The following is a 23,273-nucleotide window of genomic DNA, read 5'->3' as shown; positions in this document are numbered from 1 at the left end:
CGGAACAGGAATTCCGCCGTCCTGGCCGGAGCGCCTTGTCCGAGGGAGTCCTGACCATGTTCCATGACCGTCGCCAGCGCAAGCCATCGGCATTGGTGTTCGCCGGAGGTCTGCTGGCCAGCATCGCCGTCGGCCTGTCCGCCTACGCCGCGCACGGTGCGTTCGCCGAACTGGCGCGCTCGCACCTGCAATCGGCCGCGCTGTTCGCGTTCGGTCACGGCATCGCGCTGGCGGCGCTGGCCTCGGGCACCACGCGACGGATGGGGCGCGGCGGCCTGCTGTTACTGTTGTTGGGCACCCTGCTGTTTTCCGGCAGCCTGGCGTTCAATGCGTTTTTCCAGATCGGCACCCGACTGGCCCCGGTCGGTGGCATCTGCCTGATGCTGGGCTGGCTGCTGTGGGCCGTCGATGCCTTGCGCAGGTAGTCCCTGATATGCCCCGTCATCCGCGCGGATTCGATACCGAAGCCGCCTACGACCACCTGAGTCGCCGCGACCGCAAGCTGGGCACTTGGATGTGCAAGATCGGCCATATCGAGCCGGAGCCGCGCTGGCGACGTTCGTTCGACCCGGTCGATGCGCTGGCCCGCGCGATCCTGTTCCAGCAGCTTAGCGGCAAGGCGGCCGGCACCATCGTCGGCCGGGTCGAAGCTGCCATCGGCAGCCGGCGCCTGCATGCCGACACGCTGTCGCGGATCGACGACCCAGGCCTGCGCGCCTGCGGTGTCTCCGGCAACAAGACCCTGGCCCTGCGCGATCTGGCCCTGCGCGAGGCGCGCGGCGAAGTACCCGACCTGCGGCAGATGTCGCGGATGCACGAGGACGAGATCGTGGCCGCGCTGATCCCGATCCGCGGCATCGGCCGCTGGACGGTGGAAATGATGCTGATGTTCCGGCTCGGGCGCCCGGACGTGCTGCCGGTCGACGACCTTGGCGTGCGCAAGGGCGCGCAGCTGGTGGACAAGCGCGACGCGATGCCGACGCCGAAGGAACTGCTGGCGCGCGGCGAGAAGTGGGGCCCGTACCGGACCTATGCCAGCCTGTACCTGTGGCGCATCGCCGATTTCGCCAGCGAGGCCAAGGCCGCGACCAACCGCTCGCAGGACTGATTCTTCAAGGAACACGCGGCGCGTGTTTCGTCGGAGCCTGCCGTCGTCCTGCCAGATCAGTCCGGGTGATAGCGCCAGTGCCACGGTTCGTAGACGATGCCGTGCGGATTGTCGCGCGGATAGCTCATCGCGAAACCGTGCCCGGCGGCGTGCGCGCCGAGCCAGGCGAAGGCGGGGGTGTGTTCGAACGACTCCTCGGCCGGCGGTTCGCCCGGACTGCTGATGTCCAGCGCCAGGCCGCTGTGGTGTTCGCTGAAACCGGGCGCGGCGTTGACCTGCAGGATCTGCGGCAGGGTCTGCCCGCGCGCGAGTTTGCGTTCGAAGATGCCCAGTTGGTAGTCGTGGCTACGGTAGCCGGAGATCGCCTCAAGGGAGATGCCGTCGGCACGTGCCGAGCGGCACAGACGTTCCCAGGCGCGCGCGGCGCGCGGATGCAGCCACAACGGGCGCCGGTAGCGGTCGAAGCCGGCGAAGGCCAGCCATGCCGGCTCGGCGACCAGCGCCAGGCCGGTACGTTCGGCATAGGCGTCGGCGTCGATGTCGAGGCGCCGCAACCGTTCGTGCAGGTGGTGCAGCGGCAGCGGCTCCGGATCGGCGGTGAACGCAAAGCAGGCATCGCCCATGGCCTCGGCCGCGTCGAGCGCGGCTCCGATCCCCGGTTCGTGCAGCCATCGCGGCTGCAACGGCATCGCGCCGCTCGGCAGCAGGGCCGCCAGATAGCGGCCGTCGCGCTTGCGGCGCAATACATTGGAAGCGCCGGCCAGCAGGCGCGCATCGGCGTTGCTGCAGGCGCGCAGCAGCGATGCCGGCCACAGTTCGATTTCGGGAGTGTTGATCAGGATCCGGGGGCTGCCGCGCATCGGCGCAGCTTAGCCGCGTGCGGCAGGCGATGCCAGATCGCGCAGCCGGTCGAGCAGTTCGCGCGGTTTTTCCGCGCTGAGCAGCAGGTACTTGCCGTCGCGTTGCGGCAGGACCAGCACCCGGCTGCGATCGGTGAGCAGGCAGAAGGCGCGGCTGCGGTTGCGCAGCAGGTAGTGCCCGGTCCGGTAGCCCGGCAGGCCGGCGCCGAACAGTTTCAGCATGGGCTTGAGCTCGACGTGCTCGTCCAGGTCGAGGATGCGCGCCTGTTCCAGCACCAAGTCGGCGATCGGCTGTTTGCGGGTGTTGAGGCCGGCGCCCACGACCAGTGTTTCGTTCTCGATGGAAATGTGCCGGCGCAGCAGCAGGATCACCGGGCCGATCACCACCAGCGCGCAGGCGAACGGAGGCACCAGCCACCACGGCAGCGGGTCCGCGTGCCAGGCGCTGGCGTCGGTGCGCAACAGGACCACGGCCGTCAGCGCCAGCCAGATCGCCGCGAACACCCAGTACAGCGCCGGCGATGGCGGGACGACGGCGAATTCCTGCTTCTCGCCCATGTCAGTGCGTCTTGATCCATGCGGCGGCATCGTCGATCAGTTGCGGATCGACATGGCCGGCCTGCTGGTATTCGGCCAGCGAACCGGGGCCTTGCCCGGCGATGCCCAGATGGTTCAACGCCGGGTAGTGGCGCAGGGTGACGCGGGGATCCTTGCCGAAGGCGGCCTGCCAGCGCTGCCAGTCGGCATCGACGACCTGGAAGTCGCGCCCGCCCTGCAACAGCAACAGCGGCAGTTGCAGCGCCTTGGCGTCGGCGACCGGATCGACGCGTTCGAAGGCGCGCCAATAGCCGGCCGGCAGGCCCAGTGGGGAATCGGCGGCGGCGACTTCGCCATCGTCGCGGACGGCTGCGATCTGCGCGTCGAGCCGGTCGAGGAAGGCGGTTTCCTCGGCGGAAACCTGGCCGTCCAGACCGAACAGGTAGCGATTCTGTTCCGGCAGCAGGTCGAGCAGCGAGCGTGCGGGCGCGGCCAGCAGGATCAGCCCGGCGACCTTGCCGGAGCGGACGGCAATCCGCGGCGCCAGCATGCCGCCCTGGCTGTGTCCGAGTACGAACAGCCGCGCCGGATCGACATCGGGCGCGGACGCCAGCGTGGCGATGGCCGCCACCGCGTCGTCGGTGGTTTCCTCGTCCATCGTGTAGTCGCCCTCGGCGAAATCCTGCGGCCGCACCTTGGTCCGCTTCTCGTAGCGCAGCACCGCGATCCCCTGCGCGGCCAGGCCGCGGGCGATGTCGAGGAACGGCCGGTTGGCGCCGATGGTTTCGTCGCGGTCCTGCGGCCCGGAGCCGTGCACCAGCACCACGGCGGGGAAGGGGCCGGCGCCCTTCGGCATCGCCAGCGTGCCCGGCAACTCGCCGCGATCGGTGACGACGGCGAAATCGCGTTCACCGAAACCGGCATCGGTGTCCACCGCCGCGGCAGCCGGCGGCGGCGCCGGGCGGATGAAAAAGCCGGAGATCCTGCCGTCGGCCTCGACCGCGACCTGCGCCAGCAGGACGGCATTGGCATAGTGCAACGGCACGGTCACCAGTTGGGTCTGTTCATGGGCGGCGACCGTGGCCGGGCCGCGACCGCGGGCGGCGCCGACCTGGGCTGGCAGCGATTCCCACAGCGCGCCCAGCTTGTCGGCGGGCACGGCCGCGGCCATCTCCGGGGTAAACATGGCCTCGGCGGCGGCGTACTCGCCGGCGTCGAGATGATCCAGCAACTGCATGGCCACCGATTCGGCGGTGTCGGCCCGTGCGGTGAGCGGAGCCAGCAGGACGAACATCAGCGCGGTGAGCAACAGGGCGGGTAGCCTGGACATGGCTCAGCCCGCCTGTTGCAGCAGGATGCCGGCGGCCAGCGCCAGCAGCGAGGCGGACAGCAACGCCAGCACGATGGCATTGCGGCGGGTGGGGAAACGACGGTCGATCAACTTGACGATGTGCAGCATGGCGATGCTCCTGTTCGGCAACGATGGAGGGAATGCCTCAGACCGGGCGCTTGAAGATCAGCAGGGCGGAAACTCCGTGGGTTGGAGCGATCATGTTGACCAGCTCCCAGCCTTGGTTGCCGTGCTTGACCAGCTCCGACTGGATGGCTTCGGGGTCGAAACCGCCCATCAGCCCGGGTTTGACCTTCACGGTCAGATAGTTCCAGCGTGTGCTCATGACGTCTCCTTTATTTGTGCGGCTTTTCCGGCGGCGCCAGCCGGCCGGCCTTGCGCAGTGCGTCGCGCAACACGTATTCGATCTGTGCGTTTAGGCTGCGCAATTCGTCGTCGGCCCAGCGTTGCGCCGCGGCCAGGACCTCGGCGTTGATGCGCAGCGGATAGGCTTTCTTTTCGTTGCTCATTGCGGGTTCTTCATCCTTGCGGGAGCGGCAGACGCCGCCCCCGCAGGTGCCGGATCAATACAGGGTGCCGGCGTTGACGATCGGCTGGGTGGCGCGCTCGCCGCACAGCACGACCAGCAGGTTGCTGACCATCGCGGCCTTGCGCTCCTCGTCCAGCTGGACCACGCCGTTCTTCTGCAGCTCGGCCAGGGCCATGTCGACCATGCCGACCGCGCCGGCGACGATCCGGGTGCGCGCGGCGATGATGGCGTTGGCCTGCTGGCGCTGCAGCATGGCCTGGGCGATTTCCGGCGCGTAGGCCAGGTGGCTGATGCGCGCTTCCAGCACGTCCACGCCGGCGGTGGTCAGGCGCGCGTCCAGCTGTTCCTTCAGGTGCTGGCTGATCTCGTCGGCGTGGCTGCGCAGCGCGACCTGGCCTTCCTCGTGCTGGTCGTAGGGATAGCTGGTGGCCATCGCCCGCAGCGCCGATTCGGACTGGATGTGGACGAAGCCCTCGTAGTCGTCGACGTTGAACACCGCCTCGGCCGAATCGACCACGCGCCAGACGATGACCGCGGCGATCTCGATCGGGCTGCCGTCCAGCTCGTTGACCTTCAGCTTGCCGGACTCGAAGTTGCGCACGCGCAGGCTGACCTTCTTCTTGCCGTAGAAGGGGTTGTTCCAGCGCAGGCCGTTTTCCTTGACCGTGCCGATGTACTTGCCGAACAGGCTCAGCACCGCGGCCTGGTTGGGTTGCACACTGTACAGGCCGATCAGGCTGAGGAAGGCAAGGATGGCCAGCACGACCGCGCCCAGCATCAGCAGCGGCGAATCGGGACCTGAGCCGTTTTTCGGGCCGATGCCGTGGATGAACAGCCAGACGGCCAGTATGCCGACGACGAGGACGCCGAGCAGGAACGGAATGCCGGGCAGGGAGCGGATTGAATTCTCTTTCATGGTGGTTCTCCGGGTTCGTGAAATTAAGATATCAAATTGATATCAAATTTGTCGACCGTTCGTCGGCTGGCGCCATGGGCCGCTACACTGCCGGCCTTTCCACTTCCCGACTGCCTCCATGACTTCGCTCGGTACCCCGCTGTCCGCGTCCGCCACCCGTGTCCTGCTGCTGGGATCGGGCGAACTGGGCAAGGAGGTCGCGATCGAGCTGCAGCGGTTCGGGGTCGAGGTGATTGCCGCCGACCGTTATGCCGATGCGCCGGCGATGCAGGTTGCGCATCGCAGCCATGTGCTGGACATGCTGGATCCAATCGCGCTCAAGGCATTGATAGAAAAGGAAAAACCGCACCTGGTGGTGCCCGAGATCGAGGCCATCCATACCGAAACCCTGGTCGCGCTGGAACGCGAGCACGGACAGCGCGTGGTCCCGACCGCGCGCGCCGCGCGGCTGACGATGGACCGCGAAGGCATCCGCCGGCTGGCCGCCGAGACCTTGGGCCTGCCGACCTCGCCGTACCGCTTTGTCGATACGGCCGAGGAATACCGCGCTGCGGTGGCGGCGGTCGGCCTGCCCTGCGTGGTCAAGCCGGTGATGTCGTCCTCCGGCAAGGGCCAGAGCACCGTCCGCGACGCGGCGGACGTCGATGCGGCCTGGGATTACGCGCAGACCGGCGGTCGCGCTGGCGCCGGGCGTTGCATCGTCGAGGGTTTCATCGATTTCGATTACGAGATCACCCTGCTGACCGTGCGTCACGCCGGTGGCACCGCGTTCTGCGACCCGGTCGGCCATTGGCAGAAGGACGGTGACTACCGCGAAAGCTGGCAGCCGCAGCCGATGTCGACGCTGGCGCTGCAACGCGCGAAGGCTATTGCCCGCGCGATCACCGATGACCTCGGTGGCTGGGGCCTGTTCGGCGTCGAGTTGTTCGTCAAGGGCGATGACGTCTGGTTCAGCGAAGTGTCGCCACGCCCGCACGACACCGGGCTGGTGACCCTGGTGTCGCAGGAACTGTCGGAATTCGCGTTGCACTCACGCGCGATCCTCGGCCTGCCGGTGGACGCGGATGCCGAGGGCCGGATCGGTCTGAAGGGGCCGTCGGCCTCGTGCGCGATGCTGGCGCAGGGGCACGGCGTGCCGGCGTTCGAGCATGTCGAGCTCGCGCTGGCCGCGCCGACCACCGCGCTGCGGTTGTTCGGCAAGCCGCGGGTGGACGGGCAGCGGCGGGTCGGGGTGACGCTGGCGCGCGGTGACGATGTCGAGCGGGCGCGGGCGCGGGCGCGCGAGGCGGCTGCGGCGATTGGCATCCGTCTGGAATGAGGCATCCGTCGGCAATGAACGAAGGAGCGATTCGATGAATGGACATGGCGGCTTTGCCGTGTATTTGTTTCCGCAGGCGCTGGAAATGCTGGGCGAGGCGATCAAGCCCTACCTGACCGATCAACCGAACGGTCCGCACGTGTTCTGCCGAGAGATCGATACTGGCGGCGCCTTCACCGAGATGAACCTGGTCGGCCGCAATGCGGACGGGCAGGAGGTGCAGGTCGAACTGATGGTGCCGACCAGCATGATCCGGATGATCGTGTCGGCGCAGAACGAAGGCGAATTCGGCTTCGGCCCGCGCTGACGCCGACCAGCTTCAGGGTCGTTCGATATCGACCCAGACCAGATGATGGTCGCTGGCGCCGGCGATCGCCGCTTCCGGCGTGCCGGCGGCGGGCCAGAACACGCCGCTGCCGCGCGGGATGAAGCCGACCGACGGCAGCAAGTAGTCCAGCCGCAGGGTGCCCGTCTTCGGGCCGAAGTCGCCGGTGGCCTGCGCCGGATTGCCGCGGCGGCTTATCCCCTGTTCGGCATAGCGGAGCCCGACCTCGGCCGCGCCTTCGCTGCGCGGGGGCACGTAGCGCAGCACGCGCGGATGTTCAAGCAGTTCGACGATGGCGTCGTGGCGGCCATCGCCATCGGCAGGATCGTTGTTGAGATCGCCGAGGATCACGAAGCGCTCGCTGTCGGCCAGTCCGCCGCAGCGGCCGTCGTCGTCGCACAGCCACGGCGTGTCGCCGGACGAGAGGTATTCGCGCCACAGCCGGATCTCGTCGGCATTGCGCGCGCCGTTGCGGTCTTCCGGGCCGTCGAACACCGGCGGGGTCGGGTGCGAGGCCAGCACGTGCAGTCGGCCCAGCGGCGTGTCCACCGGCACGTCCCAGTGCGACTTCGAGGACAGCCGCAACTGCGCCCACACGGCGTCGTCATGGAATGCGGTGCCGTCGGGCATGCGCGGACGCGCCGCGCCTAGCATCGCGCTCCACTTCAGGCGTTGGAAGCTGCGCACGGTCTGGGTGTCGATCGGATAGCGCGACAGCAGCAGCATGCCGTACTGGCCGGGATGCAGGCCGTAACCCCAGGCGTCGTTGCCGCGCTCGCGGCCTTCGCCGCCGACCTGGCCGTTGCCGTCCAGGTCCAGTCCGCTGGGCACGCCGGTATTGACCGGTGCCAGATAGCGGTACGGGTAATGCAGCGGCTCGCCACCGCCGTCCTGCGCCTGCTCCAGGTAGTCGCGCTGGAACAGATTGGCGGCGCGGCCTTCGGCGTCGTAGTCGAATTCGTTGAGCAGCACGATGTCCGGCCGTACCCGTTGCAGCACCGCGGCGATCCGGCGCGCATCGCGGCTGCCCAGCTTCAGCCGCGCGATCAGTCCGCCGGCATCGTTGTCGAACAGCGAAACATTGTAGGTGGCGATGCGCATCGTTTCCCCGTGCATGGCGGGCGGGTTGTCGGTCGCCGCCGGCTTCGCCGCGCAGGCCAGCAGCAGGGCTGGCAGCAACAGGCAGGCGAGCAGGAATCGCAGACGGATCATGTCCCGATGATGCCATGTGCGCATGGCGCGTGGGTGACGCGCGCCGCGGTCATGCGTCATCGTCCACGGCGGTGTCGCGACGCTTCCAGCCGCGGCCATCGAAGTATTCCAGCGGCTGGAAATGCCGCTTGTAGTCCATCTTGCGATGACCGTCGATCCAGTAGCCCAGGTACAGATAGCTGCGCAGCTCGCGCCGCGCCCATTCCAGTTGCTTGAGGATGGCCAAGGTGCCGGGACTAATGTCGGCATAGTCCGGATCGTAGAAGGTGTACACCGCCGACAATGCGCCGGGCACCACGTCGGTCACCGCCACCGCGACCAGCCGGCCATGGCCTTCGGCGCTGCGATCGCGCAGCTCCAGGAAGCGGCCTTCCGACCAGCTGCCGATCAGGAACTGGTCGAATTCGGCGGCGCCGTGATCGTCCATGCCACCCTGTAGATGACGATGGCGCAGGTAGCGCTGGTATAGCGCCAGGTGCTCGTCGTTGCGCTCGGCCGCAACTACCCGCGCTTCGATCTGCGGACTGCGCGCCAGACAGCGGCGCTGGCTGCGGTTCGGCTGGAAATCCAGCACCGGGATGCGCACCGCGGTGCAGGCGTTGCAGTGTTCGCAATGCGGGCGGTAAACCAGGTCGCCGGAACGGCGGAACCCCCACAGCAGGGCATTGGGATAGAACGACAGCAGGCGCGGGTTGCGCGGGTCCAGCACCAGGTCGCGCGCGGTGCGCTCGGGCCAGTAGCCGCAGGGATGGTCGCCAGTGTGGAACAGGCGCAGTTCGTCGGCGTTGGCGGACGGGTCGCGGGACATCATCGGCGGCATCCCGCGCCGTGCTCCCGCCACCGCTCCGTAGCGACGGCGCATGCGACGGCAGTGGTAGGGGAGAAACGGCGCTTCATGCGATCAGGATACTGCGCGGGCGACGGCGGCCGCGACTGTCCGCCAGCTGAATCCGGCGGGGACAGGGTCAACCGGGCCGATTCCCGCGCGTTGACAGGGACAGTGGCGAATTCGCGCCACATGAATCGAGGTAGTGCCATGACCCGCAAGAATCTGATCGCACTGGCCGTGCTGACGGCCCTGACCGTGGGCGGCAGCGCATTCGCCATTGCCCAGACCGCGGACGACACATCGCCGCCGCCGCGCGCCAAGGTCGACGCCAATGGCGACGGCGTCATTGAACGCAGCGAGGCGGCGAAGTTCCCGCGCCTGGCGGAGAAGTTCGACGAGATGGACAAGAACAAGGATGGCAAGCTGTCCCGCGACGAGATGCCCAGGCCGCAGCGTGGCGATCGCAAGGGCCGGATGGGTTCCGGCGGCCACGGTTCGGGCGGCGGCTTCGCTCGTCTGGATACCGACAATGATGGCCGTGTCAGCAAGGCCGAAGCGGCAGCGGCGAAAAATCCGGTGGCCGAGCACTTCGACAGGATGGACGTCAACAAGGATGGCTACATCGACAAGGCTGACCGCGAATTGCGGATGAAGCAGCATCGCGACGAATGGTTCGCCAAGGCCGATACCGACAAGGACGGCAAGCTGAGCCGTGCCGAGTTCGACGCGGCAAAGCCGGCGCATCCGATGGGCGGCAAGCGTGGTGCCGGTCCGCGGGGCGGGCAGATGCCGCCTCCGGGCGACGACATGCCACCGCCGAAGAATTGACGACATAAACGTTGCAGAAAGCGAAAAGCCCGCGCCTGGTCGCGGGCTTTTCGTTTCGGCCGGAAGCCGGGTCCGACCTCAGAAATATCCTTGCCGATACATTGCGAACACGATCATGCTCAAGGCGAAGACCGTGCTCAGCGCGACCGCCTTGCGGCCCATCACGTAGTCGTAGCCGCGGCAGCGTGACCCGAAAGAACGACGGATTTGACCGGACCTCAGCCACTGGCGGGCCGGATGCGGACCCGGTTCTCGTCGTTCGCGGCCGGCGAGGACTGCGTCGGCGGCTCCTGCGTGGGTGCGGGCGTCATGGCTGTACGGTGGCGCAACCACATCAGCATAGCCAGCCCGGCGATGGCGGCCAGCAGCAACAGCCGCAGCCGCCAGGCCCAGCGGCCGGGCTTCGGCGCATCCAGCTCGCTGCGGAACTGCAGACCCACGGCCTGGTCGCGTCGTGTGCTGTCGAGCAGGCCGGCGGCGCGCAGGATTCCACGGGCGCGCGGCTGGTCGTCGGCGTGACGGACCCACAACGAAGGCTGCTGGTGCGCCGGCAGCGGTTCGCTGTAGCTGAACTGCCCGCCGCGACCGCCGCGATAGGAGCGGCCGTTGTGGATGTAGATCTCGATGCCGGCGTCGGTCAGCAGCTTGCCGACGCCTTCCACGGTTTCCAGTCGCTGGCTGGTGAATACCTGACGCATGGCTCAGTCCGCGATTGCGCTCACGGGCCGGTGGCGGCTTCCGGCAGCACCCGTATCAGGCCTTCCTGCGCGGTGCTGGCCACCAGCCGGCCGTGGCGGTCGAAGATCTGCCCGCGCGCCAGTCCACGCGAATGCTGCGCGCTGGGGCTGTCGATGGAATACAGCAGCCAGTCGTCGGCGCGGAACGGACGATGCAGCCACAACGCATGGTCCAGCGAGGCCATCTGCACGTTCGGCTGGTAGTAGCTGATGCCGTGCGGGAAGGTCGCCGTGCCCAGCAACTGGAAATCGGAGGCATAGGCCAGCAGCGCCTGGTGCAGTTCCGGGGCGTCGCCGACCGCTTCGCTGAGGCGGAACCAGACCTGCTGGAATGGTGGGCGCTTTGACGGGTCCAGATCGTCGCGCGGGGACACGTGGCGGAACTCGAACGGGCCACTGCGCGACAGCCAGCGCTGCACTTTCGGCGGCAGTCGGGCGATCACTTCCGGCGGACGCGGTGGACGTGGAGCGATGTCTTCCGGTTGCGGTACGTCCGGCATCGTCGCCTGGTGCTCGGCGCCTGGTTCGGTGGCCTGGAACGAGGCGGCGCAGAAGAAGATCACCTTGCCGTGCTGGATGGCGCTGACCCGGCGCACCGAGAAGCTGCCGCCGTCGCGGGTGCGGTCGACGTCGTAGACGATCGGCGCATCGATGTCGCCGGCGCGCAGGAAATAGGCGTGCAGCGAATGCGCATGGCGTTCGCTGTCGCGGCCGACGGTGGCCTGCGCGGCCGACAGCGCCTGTCCCAGCACCTGGCCGCCGAACACGTACTTGGTGCCGATGTCGCGGCTCTGGCCGCGGAACAGGTTCTCTTCCAGCCGCTCCAGCGAAAGCAGCTCGATCAGTTCGGACACCGTCGATTGCGGCGGGGTCGATGCAGGTACGTTCGATTCGGGCGCGTCGGACAAGGCGGGATTCCGGCGGGGGACGCCGCGATTATAGCGGGCGGTCGCTGCAGGATGCCGGCGATTCCGGCAGCCACCGGCGCAGGGTGATGGCGTCCTGCACGCGTGGCCACGGAAAGCGCGGGCCCGGGTCCAGCTTGCGCGAGACTGTCACCTCCGGGTCGTCGCTGGCTGGGACCTGTTCGGTATCCAGATCCTCGTGCCCGGCGATCCAGCGCAGCGACGGTACTGCGTCCTGCAGATGTCGTAGCAGAGCGATCAACGCATCGATCTGCACGTCCGGGTAGGGTTCGTCCATGCGCTGGTGGCCGGCGGCCAGCCAGTCCGGCCAGCGGCCGGTGTTGACCAGTTCGATCCCGACCGCGCGCGGGTTGTGGCCGCGCACGTGGTGGGCGACGCGGTCGAGGTCCACGTATTGCAGCACGCTGCCGTCGCGGTCGATGTAATAGTGGCCGCTGTTGCCGGTGCCGGAGTCGTAGCGCACGCGCTCGCCGTATTCGCGCGCGGTCGCCAGATCGGGCAGTTCGGTGCAGTGGATCACCACCAGGTCGATCTGCGCCAGCAGGCGCTGCTGCAACCGCTGCTGGTACGGCAGCGGTTGCGCGATGACGCGGAGGGGAGCGGGGTCGACGGGCATGGCCGAATGCTAGCATTGGCGGTCGGATTACCCCACGGAGGCGGCACGGCGTGAGTCGCGGACATTGCATTCTTTCCCACGGCTTCGAAAGCGGCTCCGACGCGACCAAGGTCACTGCGCTGGCCGAGGCGGCCGAACGTTTGGGCTGGAGCCACGAACGTCCCGACTACACCGACCTCGACGCACGTCGAGAGGTCAGTCCGCTGGGCGACGTATACGCCCGGGTCGAGCGCCTGCGCGGACTGGCGCAGACTGCCGCCGCACGCGGTCCGTTGGTGCTGGCCGGTTCCAGCCTCGGCGCGTGGATTTCCGGGCAGGTGTCGATGGAAGTGCCGCTGCGTGGCCTGTTCCTGATGGCGCCGCCGGTGAACATGCATCCGGCGCCGCCGCTGCAGGCGGCCGAGGTGCCGCTTTCCATCATCCACGGCTGGGACGACGAACTGATCCCGGCTGCCGATGTCGTGGCCTGGGCGCAGCCACGTCGCGCCCGTCTGCTGCTGGTCGACGACAGCCATCGGCTGGCCGCGCACGTGGAAGCGTCGGCCGAGGCGTTCGCGCGCCTGTTGGAAACGCTGTAGCCGGCGCCGCCGACCGCACCGCGATGAAATACTTCGTTTCCTGCGCCAAGGGACTGGAATACCTGCTGGCCGACGAGCTGCAGGCGCTGGGCACGGCGCGCGCCACTGCCGCCATCGCCGGGGTCAACGCCGAAGGCGAACTGCGCGATGCGCTGAGCGCGGTGCTGTGGTCGCGGCTGGCCAGCCGGGTGCTGTGGCCAATCGCCGACTTCGACTGCCCGGACGAACAGGCGCTGTACGACGGCGTGTATGCGATCGAATGGGAAAACCATCTGCGGCCGGAGCTGACGTTCGCCATCGACGCCCACGTCTCCGGCGCCGTTATCACCCACGCCCGCTACGCCGCGCAGCGGATCAAGGACGCCATTGTCGACCGCTTTCGCGCGCGCGGCGAGGAGCGGCCATCGGTCGACGTCGAGCGTCCGGACGTGCGCATCAACCTGTCGTTGCGCAAGGGCAGGGCGACGCTGTCGATCGACCTGTCCGGTGGGCCGATGCATCGCCGCGGTTGGCGACGCGAGCAGAACGAGGCGCCGTTGAAGGAAAACCTGGCCGCGGCCGTGCTGCTGCGCGGTGGCTGGCCGCAGCTGTACCGCGACGGTGGCGCGCTGCTCGACCCGATGTGCGGCAGTGGCACCCTGCTGATCGAAGGCGCATTGATCGCCGCCGATGTCGCCCCGGGGCTGCAGCGCTACGGCAACGTGCTGCCGAGCCGCTGGTCGGGCTTCGACGCCGGGCTGTGGCGCGAACTGTATGCCGAGGCCGCGCAGCGCGAGCAGGCCGGACGCGCCGCGCTGCGTCCGGCGTTTTTCGGCAGCGACATTGATCCGCGCGCGATCCGCAGCGCGAAGGACAACGCCGTGCTGGCCGGCCTGGCCTGGCAGATCGCATTCGAGACCGGCGACGTGGCGCAATTGCGCAATCCCGGTGCCGAACGCGGTCTGGTCGTGTGCAACCCCCCTTACGACGAACGCCTGGCCGCCGACGCTGCGCTGTACCGCACGCTGGGCGAAGCGCTGAAGCGCGCGCTGCCGCAGTGGCGCGCCAGCCTGCTGTGCGGTAACGAGGAACTGGCCCGTGCCACCGGCCTGCGCGCGGCGAAGAAGTACCAGCTTTTCAACGGCGCACTGGAATGCGCGCTGATCGTCTGCGATCCGCTGGCGCCGCCGGTACGAGCGGCGGACGCGGAACGACCGTTGAGCGAAGGCGCGCAGATGGTCGCCAACCGCCTGCGCAAGAACCTGCGCAAGCTCAAGCCTTGGTTGCAGCGCGAAGGCGTCACCTGTTACCGCGCCTACGACGCCGACCTGCCGGAATACTCGGCCGCCATCGACGTGTATGCCGAAGACGGCGGTGCGCAGCGCACGCTGCTGCACGTGCAGGAATACGCCGCCCCGGCCAGCATTCCCGAAGCCGATGTGCGCCGTCGTTTCAGCGAACTGCTGGCCGCCGTGCGCGAGGCCTTCGCGGTGCCGCGCGAACAGGTCGCGATCAAGTCACGCATGCGCGGCAAGGGCGGCAGCAAGTACGGACGCATGGACCAGCGCGACGAATTCATCGTCGTGCGCGAATCCGGCGCTCGCTTGCAGGTCAATCTGCACGATTACCTCGACACCGGCCTGTTCCTCGACCACCGCCCACTGCGCGCACGGATGGCGCAGGAAGCGCGCGGCAAGCGCTTCCTCAACCTGTTCTGCTACACCGGCGTGGCCAGCGTGCAGGCGGCGGTCGCCGGCGCGGCGCGCACCACCAGCGTGGACCTGTCGGCCACCTATCTGGAATGGTGCGCGGCCAACCTGGCGTTGAACGGACTGGGTGGCAACGCGCACCAGCTGGTGCAGGCCGACGCGTTGCGTTGGCTGGAAGCCGAGCAGGACGAATACGACATCGTGTTCTGCGATCCGCCGACCTTTTCCAACTCCAAGCGCGCCGAGGATTTCGACGTGCAGGCCGAACATCTGCGTCTGTTGCGCGCGGCGGTGGCGCGACTGGCGCCGGGCGGCGTGCTGTACTTCAGCAACAACTTCCGCCGCTTCCGCCTGGACGAGGAAGGTGTGGCCGGGTTCGCCCATTGCGAGGAGATCAGCCCGCAGACCATTCCTCCGGATTTCGAACGCAACCCGCGCATCCACCGCGCTTGGCGATTGACGCGACGCTAGCTGTACTCGCCAGCTGCGTTATCGTATCGACAGGCAGACAGCGGAGATGCACGATGGCGAACAGAAGCAAGCAGGATTACCCGGTATCGGAGGTTCGTCGCTATATCGAGCCAGGGCCGATACTGCTGGTCACCTCGCAATGGCAGGGTGAGCGCGATGTCATGACCCTGGGCTGGCACACGGTGATGGAATTCGTGCCTTCGTTGGTTGGCTGCATGATTTCCGGCGGCAACCACAGCCACGAACTGATCCGTCGCAGTGGCGAATGCGTACTGAACCTGCCCACCGCCGACATCGTCGATACCGTTTCCAGAATCGGCAATTGCAGTGGCACCGAGGTCGACAAGTTCTCGGCCTTCGGTTTGCAGACCGAAGCGGCCAGCCGGGTCAAGCCACCGCTGCTCTCGCAATGCCACGCCAGTTTCGAATGCGTGTTGCACGATGATGCCTTGGTCGACGCGTACAACTTCTTCGTTTTCCGCGTGGTCAAGGCGCATGTCGCACCGTCGCCGAAGTCGCCGCAGACCCTGCACTACCTGGGCGATGGCGAATTCATGCTGTCCGGCAAGCACATATCGCGCAAGCGGTTGTTCACCAAGGTGTCCTGAGCCTTGGCTTCGTCATCCCGCGAAGGTGGGAATCCGCCGCGCGCATTGATCTGAAAAACAGGGGGGCTTGTTTGTGAGGGCATGACGACCGAAGAACCGTCATGTCCTTTGTTTCGTCATCCCGGCTTGCGCCGGGATGACGACGAGTAGGGCTCTTGCTCTCAGCCAAGCCTGGCTCTCACCCCCCAACCCTCTCCCGCATGCGGGAGAGGGGGCAATACGGAGTGGAGAGAAGCGAGAGGTGCGCGTCGATCAGGGAGTGGCCTTGCCGGTGGCCAGCGCTTCCTCGATATCGGTGAACGCCGAATGCGTGCCGTTCGGCGCACTACCGACGCCGGTGGCGAAGAAGGCCACGCCGGTGCCGCTGGCCGGATCGACCCACAACCCGGAGTGCAGGCCGTAGGCGCTGCCGGAATGGCCGATACGGGTGACGCCGTCGCCGAATGGATCGTCGCCGCAACCGGGGCGCGGGGTGGCAAGAGTCTGCACGGCCAGGCCATAGCGGCAGAAGAAGGCCAGTGCGCCGCCGGGTTCGCCGGTGTCGTCTTCCTCGTGACCGAGGCCGTTACCGTCATCCAGTTCCCACACCGGCTGCAGCATGGTGTCCAGCGATTCGGCCGACAGCAGTCGCACGCCGTCCACTTCGCCATGGCCCAGCAGCAGACGGCCGACCTTGGCCAGATCGTTGCCGGAAATGCGCAGACCGCCCTGCGGCGAGAACAGCGCCCCGTTTTCGCCGGGCTGCCAGCGCGACAGGTCGCAGTTGCCGTCCTCGCCGACCACCACCGCGCAATCCGGCTTGCGGCCGTGGTTGTCGTCGCGCACGGGAGTGCCGTCGTCGTCGTACAGCACCACGGCGCGGGCGGCGGTGGCTTCGTCGCAACTTTCCCAGTTGTAGCAGGCATGCAGGCCCAGCGGAGCAATCACCAGCCGGTTCATCAGGGTGTCGAAGCGCTCGCCGGTGACGTTTTCCATCATCATCGCCACCAGCGGGAAGTTGAGGTTGGTGTAGCGGAAGTAGCTGCCCGGCGCGTGTTCGCCATCCCAGGCGCGTGGGTCATCCACGGTGTCCTTCAACTGGCCGCCCAGCGGGGTGGCGTAGTAGCCGGCAGCGTCGGTCAGGCTGGAGCGGTGCGACAGCATCAATCGCAGGGTGATCGGGGTATCCGGAAAGGCCGGGTTGCGCAGCGGCCAGCCCAGGTAGCCGGAGACATCGGCGTCCAGGTCCAGCTTGCCCTGTTCGACCAGCCGCATCACGCCCAGGGTGACGACCAGTTTGGAGATGGAGGCAATCCGCACCGGATCATCGGGAGTGACCGCACGTCCGGCCGCCACATCGGCCAGCCCAGTGGTCCGCACATCGGTAATGCCGTCACGGTCGAACGCCACCCGTATGGTTGCGACGGGTTCGGAGGCAAGCAGTGGAACGGAAATCAGCAGGGTACAGAGCAGCAGCGGCCAGAGGCGGGCGTGAGTCACGATGGCGGTGATCCAATGAAAGGGTCCGCAGGGAGCATACTGCGATCAGGGGCGGTCATGGCAGGAAACTTGGCTTATGCACAGCCGGATCATGTCGCGGCTTTTGAGATTGCATTGGCGTAATTTGTTTCGTGTCCGGGGAACAAGCGAATCATGCCAATCCGAACAGGGGAGTGATAATGAGCAAACTCAGCGAGCGCTTTTCGGAAGCGGTCGAATATGCGCGTGTTGCGCATGGGCAACAGGTGCGAAAAGGCTCCAATATTCCGTATCTGTACCACCTGCTGGCGGTTTCCAGTCTGGTGCTGGAGTATCACGGCAATGAGGATCAGGCCATCGCAGGCTTGTTGCATGACGTGCTGGAAGATTGCGGCGAGGAGCATGATGCACTGATCCGCGAGCGTTTCGGGGAGGCGGTCATTGCAATCGTCAGGGATTGCACCGATGGCACGGCCAGTTCCAAGGCATCGGCAACAACGCCGGAACAGAAGCGCGAGGATTGGTGGTCGCGGAAACTGAAGTATCTGCGGCATCTGGGCGAAGAGCCGGCAGCTTCGTTGCTGGTATCGGGTTGCGACAAACTGCACAACGCCAGGACCATTGTGAGCGATCTTGAAGATCCCGCGGTGGGGACCCGGGTTTTCGACCGGTTCACCGGTGGGCGCGATGGCACTTTGCGCTACTACGAATCCATCAGTCGCGTGCTTGCACAACGCGGCATGCCGATGGCCCGCACCTTCAATGCGGTGGTGGTGCGGATGCATGAACTGGCAGGTGGTGCCCCGCGTTGTCCGCTTGAGTCTGCAGGGTGATGGAGTCCGAATAGGTTGGAGTTCGCAGGCTCACCCCAACCTATGGCCCCCGTGCCCTCATTTCACGTTTCGGGAAAACATCCCGCCATTCAGGCTTCATTGGCGGAATCCCGGGCGATTTTCCAGGCGGGCGGCCTGAATATGGCGAGGCGCCGCCCGTAAAGGTCGGCGCTCCGGGCTAAAAGGTCGGGCTGCCGAGTAAAAAGCTCGGCATTTCGAGAGAAAAGCTCGGCGCTCCGGGCAAAAAGGCCGGTGTTCCGGGATATTTGCTCGGCGTGCGGGGTTATTTGCTCGGTGGATGGACAAGTTTTGTCCACCCGCCGACCTATGCACGGCCTCCGAAGCGGCTGGCATGCGCGGCCAGCAGTTCCTGGGCGATGGAGGCGGCGGCCAGGGCGGTGATTTCGGCGTGGTCGTAGGCCGGGGCGACTTCCACCACGTCCATGCCGACCATGTTCAGGCCGGCCAGGCCGCGAATCAGCTGCAAAGCCTGATGGGTACCGAAGCCGCCGATCACCGGGGTGCCGGTGCCGGGGGCGCAGGACGGGTCGAGGAAGTCGATGTCGAAGCTGACGTAGCACGGATGGTCGCCGATGCGTTGGCGGATGCGTTCGATGCAGGCCGCGGTGCCGTGCTCGTGCAGCCAGCGTGCGTCCAGCACCTGGAAACCGTGGTCTTCCGGGTTCAGTGTGCGCATGCCGACCTGGATCGAGCGCGCCGGATCGACCAGCCCTTCGCGGGCGGCGTGGAAGAACATGGTGCCGTGGTCGATGCGTCCGGACTCGTCGCGCCAGGTGTCGCTGTGGGCGTCGAAGTGGATCAACGACAGTGGCCCGTGTGCCGCCGACAGTGCGCGCAGGATGGGATAGCTGATGAAGTGGTCGCCGCCCAGCGCCAGTGGCACCACGCCATGGCGGACGAATTCGGCGAAGATCGTGGCGATGGCATCGACGATCCGCTCCGGGCGGCCGTGGTCGAACAGCACATCGCCCCAGTCGATCACGTGCAGGCGTTCGCAGGGGTCGAAGTCCCAGGCATACGGCGCGCACCAGGCCAGCGACACCGACGCGGCGCGGATCGCGCGCGGCCCCAGCCGTGCGCCGGGGCGGTAGGTGGTGGCCAGGTCCAGCGGCACGCCGACCACGGCCACGTCGACGTCCTGCAAGGATTTGCTGTAGCGACGGCGCAGGAAACTGAGGGCGCCGGAATATGCCGGTTCGGCCCGGGTGCCGTAGGGCGAGGGGCGGGTGAAGGCCTGGTCGATGCTGCCGCTGTCGAAGGCGGCGTCGGGATCGTGATTCATTCGGGTCACCTGATCCGTATCCGCTCGTCGTTGGCCGGGACGAGGGTGACCGGTAGGTGCGGCTATTTCATTGTCGGCATCGCGAACTCGGCCGCGTGGGTGTCTGGCCAGCGCGCGGTGACGGTCTTGAGACGGGTGTAGAAACGCACGCCATCCGGGCCATGCACGTGCAGCGGACCGAAGATCGAACGCTTCCAGCCGCCGAAACTGTGGAAGGCCATCGGTACCGGGATCGGCACGTTGATGCCGACCATGCCCGCCTGCACGCGATGCGAGAATTCGCGCGCGGCACCGCCGTCGCGGGTGAAGATGGCGGTGCCGTTGCCGTATTCGTGCGCGTTGACCAGTTGCAGTGCGGTCTCCAGGTCGGGCACCCGCATCACGCACAGCACCGGACCGAAGATTTCCTCGCGGTAGATGCGCATGCCGGGTTGCACGCGGTCGAACAGGCAGCCGCCGAGGAAGAAGCCTTCGGCATGACCTTCGACTGCCAGCCCGCGGCCGTCGACCACCAGTTGCGCGCCTTCGGCCACGCCGGCATCGACGTAGCCGCGCACCTTGTCGCGATGCGCGGCGGTGACCAGCGGCCCCATCTCCGGGTCCTGGCAGCCGGGGCCGACCTTCAGCGCGGCGACCCGCGGCGCCAGCTTGGCGACCAAGGCATCGGCGGTGGCGTCGCCGACGCAGACCGCGACCGAGATCGCCATGCAGCGCTCGCCGGCCGAACCGTAACCGGCACCGAGCAGGGCCGATACCGCCCCGTCGAGATCGGCGTCGGGCAGCACCACCATGTGGTTCTTGGCGCCGCCCAGCGCCTGCACCCGCTTGCCGTTGGCCGAACCGCGCGCGTAGATGTATTCGGCGATGGGGGTGGAACCGACGAAGCTGATCGCCTGCACACGCGGTTCGTCCAGCAGCGCGTCCACCGCCACCTTGTCGCCGTGGACCACGTTGAACACGCCGTCGGGCAGGCCGGCCTGTTGCAGCAGTTCGGCCAGCAGCAGCGAGGCCGAGGGATCGCGTTCGGACGGCTTGAGGATGAAGCTGTTGCCGCAGGCCAGCGCCACCGGCAGCATCCACAGCGGCACCATCGCCGGGAAGTTGAACGGGGTGATGCCGGCGACCACGCCGAGCGGCGCGTATTCGGTCCACGAATCGACCTCGCGGCCGACATCCATCGAGTGTTCGCCCTTGACCAGGTGCGGAATGCCGCAGGCGAACTCGACCACCTCCAGTCCGCGCGTCACTTCGCCGCGCGCATCGGACAGCACCTTGCCGTGTTCGGCGGTGATGCAGGCGGCCAGGTCGTCGGCGTGGCGCTCCAGCAGTTCCTTGAAGCGGAACATCACCCGCGCGCGGTTCAGCGGCGTGGTCGCGGCCCAGCCCGGGAACGCGGCGGCGGCGGCGTCCACGGCGCGGGTCACATCGTCGGCCGAGGCCAGCGGCACCCGCGCAGCAACCTGGCCGGTGGCCGGATCGAAGACGTCGCCGTGACGCTGGCCGGCGTCGATGCGCTGGCCGCCGATGAAGTGGGGAAGGGTCGTGGTCATGCGATGTCTCCGGCGGATGGATCCCTGCGGGAGCGGTGCCTGCAGGAGCGGTGAAAGCCGCGACCGGCTTTACTGCTGAAACTTCATCGCGGCTTACACCGCTCCTGCAGACAAGCGGGATGAATGATTACGCCAGCGCCTGCGCCGCCGGCACGTAGTCGTAACCCAGGTCGCGGGCCACGGCTTGGTAGGTGACCTTGCCGGCGTGCACGTTGAGGCCGTTGAGCAGGTGCGGGTCGTCGAGCAGGGCCTGCTTCGCACCCTTGTTGGCCAGTTGCACGGCGAACGGCAGGGTGGCGTTGGTCAGGGCGAAGGTCGAGGTACGGGCCACGCCGCCGGGCATGTTGGCCACGCAGTAATGGATGATGCCGTCGACTTCGTAGGTGGGCTGCTGGTGGGTGGTCGCCTTGCTGGTCTCGAAGCAGCCGCCCTGGTCGATGGCCACGTCCACCAGCACCGAACCGGGACGCATCAGCCTGAGCTGCTCGCGCGACACCAGCTTGGGCGCGGCGGCGCCGGGGATCAGCACCGCGCCGATCACCAGATCGGTGTACGGCAGGCGTTCCTCGATGGCATCGCGGGTCGAATACAGGGTGGTCAGCTGGTGCCCGTACAGTTCGTCCAGGTATTTCAGCCGGTCCAGCGAACGGTCGAGCACGGTGACGTGCGCGTTCAAACCCATCGCCATGCGCGCGGCGTTGATGCCGACCACGCCGCCGCCGATCACCAGCACTTCGGCCGGCTTCACCCCCGGCACGCCGCCCAGCAGCACGCCGGAACCGCCCTGGGCCTTCTCCAGCGCATGCGCGCCGGCCTGGATCGACATGCGTCCGGCGACCTCGGACATCGGCGTCAGCAGCGGCAGGCCGCCGCGCGAATCGGTGACCGTCTCATAGGCGATGCAGGTGGCGCCGGACTTGACCAGCGCGGCGGTCTGTTCCGGGTCGGGCGCCAGGTGCAGGTAGGTGTACAGCACCTGGCCGGGACGCAGCATCGCGCACTCGCCGGGCTGCGGCTCCTTGACCTTGATGACCATGTCGGCACGGGCGAAGACCTCTTCCGCACTGTCGACGATCTGCGCGCCGGCCTTGAGGTACTGGTCGTCGTCGAGGCCGATGGCCTTGCCGCCGTCGCGCTGGACGATGACCTGGTGACCGTTGGCGACCAGTTCGCGGGCGCCGGCCGGGGTCAGGCCGATGCGGTACTCGTGGTTTTTGATTTCCTTGGGGACGCCGATGAGCATTTTTCGATTCTCGATGGATGCGAAGTGGAGCCGCGCGTGTGGGGAGCGCTTCGGCGTGGACAGGGAACGACGAGTCAGGCGGTGGCGCGCAGGGCGTCGGCCAGGCGCGAGAAGATCTGGTCGATGTGCGGCTTCTCCAGGATCAGAGGCGGCGACAACGCGATCACGTCGCCGGTCACCCGGGTCAGCATGTCGCCATGGCGAAATGCGTGGTCGAACACGTCGTAGCCGCGGCTGCCGGGCGCGCCGGCGCGCGGGGCCAGTTCGACCGCGCCGATCAGGCCGTAGTTGCGGATATCGATGACGTTGGGCAGGCCCTGCAGCGAATGGATGCCCTGCTGCCAGTAGTCGCCCAGCTCGATCGCCTTGTCGAACAGGTTTTCCTCGGCGTAGGTGTCCAGCGTGGCCAGCGCGGCGGCGCAGGCCAGCGGGTGGCCGGAATAGGTGTAGCCGTGGAACAGGTCGATGGCGTTGTCCGGGCCCTGCATGAAGGCCTGGTGGATGTCGTCGGAGACGAACACCGCACCCATCGGCACGCAGCCATTGGTGATGCCCTTGGCCGCGGTGATCATGTCCGGCTGCACGCCGAAGCGCTGCGCGGCGAACGGCTTGCCGACCCGGCCGAAGCCGGTGATGACTTCGTCGAAGATCAGCAGGATGCCGTGCTTGCTGCAGATTTCCCGCAGCCGCTGCAGATAGCCTTCCGGCGGGATGATCACGCCGGCCGAACCGGAAATCGGCTCGACGATGACCGCGGCAATGGTCGAGGCGTCGTACAGCGCGATCTGCCGCTCCAGATCCTCGGCCAGCTCGATGCCGTGCGCCGGCAGGCCCTGCGAGAAGGCGTTGCGCTGCAGGTCCAGGGTATGGCGGATGTGCGAGACCGCCGGCAGGCCGGGGCCGAACCATTTGCGGTTGTTGGGCAGTCCGCCGACCGAGATGCCGCCGAAGCCGACCCCGTGGTAGGCCTTCTCGCGGCCGATCAGGCGGGTGCGCTGGCCTTCGCCGCGGGCGCGGTGGTAGGCCAGGGCGATCTTCAGCGCGCTGTCCACCGCTTCCGAGCCGGAGTTGGCATAGAACACGTGGTTGAGGTTGCCGGGGGTGATCTCGGCCAGCCGCTTGGCCAGGATGAACGGCAGCGGTGAGCTCATCGAGAAGTTGGGGGCGAAGTCCAGCGTGCCGATCTGCTGGCGGACCGCCTCGACGATCCGCGGCCGCGCATGGCCGGCGTTGCAGCACCACAGCCCGGCGGTGGCGTCGAGGATCTCGCGGCCGTCGACCGAGCGGTAATGCATGCCCGCGGCGCTGGCCAGCAGGCGCGGGGCGTCCTTGAACTGCTTGTTGGCCGTGAACGGCATCCAGAACGCGTCCAGCGACTCCGGAGCCTGTTGCGACTGCCGGCTGTAGTAGTCCGCCAGATCGGCGGCGGAAAGGGGAGTGTTCATGGGC

General features: G+C 67.4%; 26 protein-coding genes. 9 read left to right on the top strand and 17 right to left on the bottom strand.

Going from position 1 to position 23,273, the window contains the following annotated elements; genetic code table 11:
- Nucleotides 1-56 precede the first annotated feature (56 nt).
- Together CSC70_RS11380 and CSC70_RS11375 are read left to right on the top strand one after the other, a co-directional pair.
- On the top strand, nt 57-425 hold the full coding sequence (locus tag CSC70_RS11380; RefSeq protein ID WP_162456740.1) for a DUF423 domain-containing protein: 369 nt from the start codon (nt 57-59) through the stop codon (nt 423-425).
- A gap of 8 nt (nt 426-433) precedes the next feature.
- A complete protein-coding gene (locus tag CSC70_RS11375) occupies nt 434-1,108 on the top strand; it encodes a DNA-3-methyladenine glycosylase family protein (RefSeq protein ID WP_162456739.1) in 675 nt (224 codons plus the stop codon).
- A gap of 56 nt (nt 1,109-1,164) precedes the next feature.
- Here CSC70_RS11375 and CSC70_RS11370 read toward each other — a convergent pair whose 3' ends face one another.
- The 7 genes from CSC70_RS11370 to CSC70_RS11345 are packed head-to-tail and all read right to left on the bottom strand — an operon-like array spanning nt 1,165 to nt 5,301.
- Complete coding sequence (locus tag CSC70_RS11370; RefSeq protein WP_162456738.1) at nt 1,165-1,968, bottom strand: M15 family metallopeptidase; 804 nt, start codon at nt 1,966-1,968, stop codon at nt 1,165-1,167.
- A gap of 9 nt (nt 1,969-1,977) precedes the next feature.
- Nucleotides 1,978-2,526 (bottom strand): PH domain-containing protein, encoded by a 549-nt coding sequence (locus CSC70_RS11365; protein WP_162456737.1) that lies wholly within the window; start codon nt 2,524-2,526, stop codon nt 1,978-1,980.
- A gap of 1 nt (nt 2,527) precedes the next feature.
- Nucleotides 2,528-3,835 (bottom strand): alpha/beta hydrolase, encoded by a 1,308-nt coding sequence (locus CSC70_RS11360; RefSeq protein WP_246189411.1) that lies wholly within the window; start codon nt 3,833-3,835, stop codon nt 2,528-2,530.
- Nucleotides 3,836-3,838: 3 nt separating this feature from the next.
- Entirely contained in the window at nt 3,839-3,964 is a 126-nt protein-coding gene (locus tag CSC70_RS14825; protein WP_281349613.1) for a hypothetical protein, read from the bottom strand.
- Nucleotides 3,965-4,001: 37 nt separating this feature from the next.
- A complete protein-coding gene (locus CSC70_RS11355; protein WP_162456736.1) occupies nt 4,002-4,181 on the bottom strand; it encodes a DUF4177 domain-containing protein in 180 nt (59 codons plus the stop codon).
- A 10-nt stretch (nt 4,182-4,191) separates the two neighbouring features.
- On the bottom strand, nt 4,192-4,365 hold the full coding sequence (locus CSC70_RS11350) for a type II toxin-antitoxin system antitoxin (protein ID WP_162456735.1): 174 nt from the start codon (nt 4,363-4,365) through the stop codon (nt 4,192-4,194).
- 54 nt (nt 4,366-4,419) lie between these two features.
- Nucleotides 4,420-5,301 (bottom strand): SPFH domain-containing protein, encoded by an 882-nt coding sequence (locus tag CSC70_RS11345; RefSeq protein ID WP_162456734.1) that lies wholly within the window; start codon nt 5,299-5,301, stop codon nt 4,420-4,422.
- Between the two features lie 118 nt (nt 5,302-5,419).
- Between CSC70_RS11345 and purT the strand changes: the two genes are divergently transcribed.
- Nucleotides 5,420-6,619, top strand: a complete 1,200-nt coding sequence (purT, locus tag CSC70_RS11340) for a formate-dependent phosphoribosylglycinamide formyltransferase (RefSeq protein ID WP_162456733.1) — start codon at nt 5,420-5,422, stop codon at nt 6,617-6,619.
- Between the two features lie 34 nt (nt 6,620-6,653).
- Entirely contained in the window at nt 6,654-6,926 is a 273-nt protein-coding gene (locus tag CSC70_RS11335; RefSeq protein ID WP_162456732.1) for a hypothetical protein, read from the top strand.
- Between the two features lie 12 nt (nt 6,927-6,938).
- Here CSC70_RS11335 and CSC70_RS11330 read toward each other — a convergent pair whose 3' ends face one another.
- Both CSC70_RS11330 and CSC70_RS11325 read right to left on the bottom strand, forming a co-directional pair.
- Nucleotides 6,939-8,255, bottom strand: coding sequence for an endonuclease/exonuclease/phosphatase family protein (locus CSC70_RS11330; protein WP_425501577.1), 1,317 nt, complete (start codon nt 8,253-8,255; stop codon nt 6,939-6,941).
- Nucleotides 8,206-8,976 (bottom strand): arginyltransferase, encoded by a 771-nt coding sequence (locus CSC70_RS11325; RefSeq protein WP_425501581.1) that lies wholly within the window; start codon nt 8,974-8,976, stop codon nt 8,206-8,208. The genes CSC70_RS11330 and CSC70_RS11325 overlap by 50 nt, the downstream gene beginning before the upstream one ends.
- 216 nt (nt 8,977-9,192) lie before the next feature.
- Here CSC70_RS11325 and CSC70_RS11320 point away from each other — a divergent pair, with 216 nt between their 5' ends.
- On the top strand, nt 9,193-9,813 hold the full coding sequence (locus CSC70_RS11320; protein WP_162456730.1) for an EF-hand domain-containing protein: 621 nt from the start codon (nt 9,193-9,195) through the stop codon (nt 9,811-9,813).
- A gap of 218 nt (nt 9,814-10,031) precedes the next feature.
- On the opposite strand, the gene CSC70_RS11315 is transcribed toward CSC70_RS11320, so the two are convergent.
- Genes CSC70_RS11315 through CSC70_RS11305 form a run of 3 tightly spaced genes read right to left on the bottom strand, consistent with a single transcriptional unit; the run spans nt 10,032 to nt 12,092 of the window.
- Nucleotides 10,032-10,511, bottom strand: coding sequence for a putative signal transducing protein (locus tag CSC70_RS11315; RefSeq protein WP_162456729.1), 480 nt, complete (start codon nt 10,509-10,511; stop codon nt 10,032-10,034).
- Between the two features lie 20 nt (nt 10,512-10,531).
- Nucleotides 10,532-11,458: an acyl-CoA thioesterase II gene (tesB, locus tag CSC70_RS11310; protein ID WP_246189409.1), complete on the bottom strand. Its 927-nt coding sequence runs from the start codon at nt 11,456-11,458 to the stop codon at nt 10,532-10,534.
- Between the two features lie 28 nt (nt 11,459-11,486).
- A complete protein-coding gene (locus CSC70_RS11305) occupies nt 11,487-12,092 on the bottom strand; it encodes an N-acetylmuramoyl-L-alanine amidase (protein ID WP_162456728.1) in 606 nt (201 codons plus the stop codon).
- A 50-nt stretch (nt 12,093-12,142) separates the two neighbouring features.
- On the opposite strand from CSC70_RS11305, the gene CSC70_RS11300 reads away from it, so the two are divergent.
- The 3 genes from CSC70_RS11300 to CSC70_RS11290 are packed head-to-tail and all read left to right on the top strand — an operon-like array spanning nt 12,143 to nt 15,437.
- On the top strand, nt 12,143-12,670 hold the full coding sequence (locus CSC70_RS11300) for an alpha/beta hydrolase (RefSeq protein ID WP_162456727.1): 528 nt from the start codon (nt 12,143-12,145) through the stop codon (nt 12,668-12,670).
- 23 nt (nt 12,671-12,693) lie between these two features.
- Nucleotides 12,694-14,829 (top strand): bifunctional 23S rRNA (guanine(2069)-N(7))-methyltransferase RlmK/23S rRNA (guanine(2445)-N(2))-methyltransferase RlmL, encoded by a 2,136-nt coding sequence (rlmKL, locus tag CSC70_RS11295; protein WP_162456726.1) that lies wholly within the window; start codon nt 12,694-12,696, stop codon nt 14,827-14,829.
- A 53-nt stretch (nt 14,830-14,882) separates the two neighbouring features.
- Nucleotides 14,883-15,437 (top strand): flavin reductase family protein, encoded by a 555-nt coding sequence (locus CSC70_RS11290; RefSeq protein WP_162456725.1) that lies wholly within the window; start codon nt 14,883-14,885, stop codon nt 15,435-15,437.
- 252 nt (nt 15,438-15,689) lie between these two features.
- On the opposite strand, the gene CSC70_RS11285 is transcribed toward CSC70_RS11290, so the two are convergent.
- Nucleotides 15,690-16,916 carry a serine hydrolase domain-containing protein gene (locus tag CSC70_RS11285; RefSeq protein ID WP_246189408.1) on the bottom strand — a complete coding sequence of 409 codons (1,227 nt, stop codon included), beginning with the start codon at nt 16,914-16,916 and terminating at the stop codon, nt 15,690-15,692.
- Between the two features lie 179 nt (nt 16,917-17,095).
- On the opposite strand from CSC70_RS11285, the gene CSC70_RS11280 reads away from it, so the two are divergent.
- Nucleotides 17,096-17,728, top strand: coding sequence for an HD domain-containing protein (locus tag CSC70_RS11280; protein WP_162456724.1), 633 nt, complete (start codon nt 17,096-17,098; stop codon nt 17,726-17,728).
- 325 nt (nt 17,729-18,053) lie between these two features.
- Here CSC70_RS11280 and speB read toward each other — a convergent pair whose 3' ends face one another.
- From speB to aptA, 4 genes are all read right to left on the bottom strand, one after another.
- Nucleotides 18,054-19,031 (bottom strand): agmatinase, encoded by a 978-nt coding sequence (gene speB / locus CSC70_RS11275; RefSeq protein WP_162456723.1) that lies wholly within the window; start codon nt 19,029-19,031, stop codon nt 18,054-18,056.
- A 62-nt stretch (nt 19,032-19,093) separates the two neighbouring features.
- Entirely contained in the window at nt 19,094-20,581 is a 1,488-nt protein-coding gene (locus CSC70_RS11270) for a CoA-acylating methylmalonate-semialdehyde dehydrogenase (protein ID WP_162456722.1), read from the bottom strand.
- A 127-nt stretch (nt 20,582-20,708) separates the two neighbouring features.
- On the bottom strand, nt 20,709-21,824 hold the full coding sequence (gene ald, locus CSC70_RS11265; protein ID WP_162456721.1) for an alanine dehydrogenase: 1,116 nt from the start codon (nt 21,822-21,824) through the stop codon (nt 20,709-20,711).
- Between the two features lie 74 nt (nt 21,825-21,898).
- Nucleotides 21,899-23,269 carry an omega-aminotransferase AptA gene (gene aptA / locus CSC70_RS11260; protein ID WP_162456720.1) on the bottom strand — a complete coding sequence of 457 codons (1,371 nt, stop codon included), beginning with the start codon at nt 23,267-23,269 and terminating at the stop codon, nt 21,899-21,901.
- Nucleotides 23,270-23,273 lie beyond the last annotated feature (4 nt).

Origin of the sequence: Pseudoxanthomonas kalamensis DSM 18571 (assembly GCF_010211745.1) — a bacterium.
In the GTDB taxonomy this organism is placed as follows: domain Bacteria; phylum Pseudomonadota; class Gammaproteobacteria; order Xanthomonadales; family Xanthomonadaceae; genus Pseudoxanthomonas_A; species Pseudoxanthomonas_A kalamensis.
Note: the sequence above shows the minus strand (reverse complement) of the source record. Positions and strands in the feature narration are given on the sequence as shown.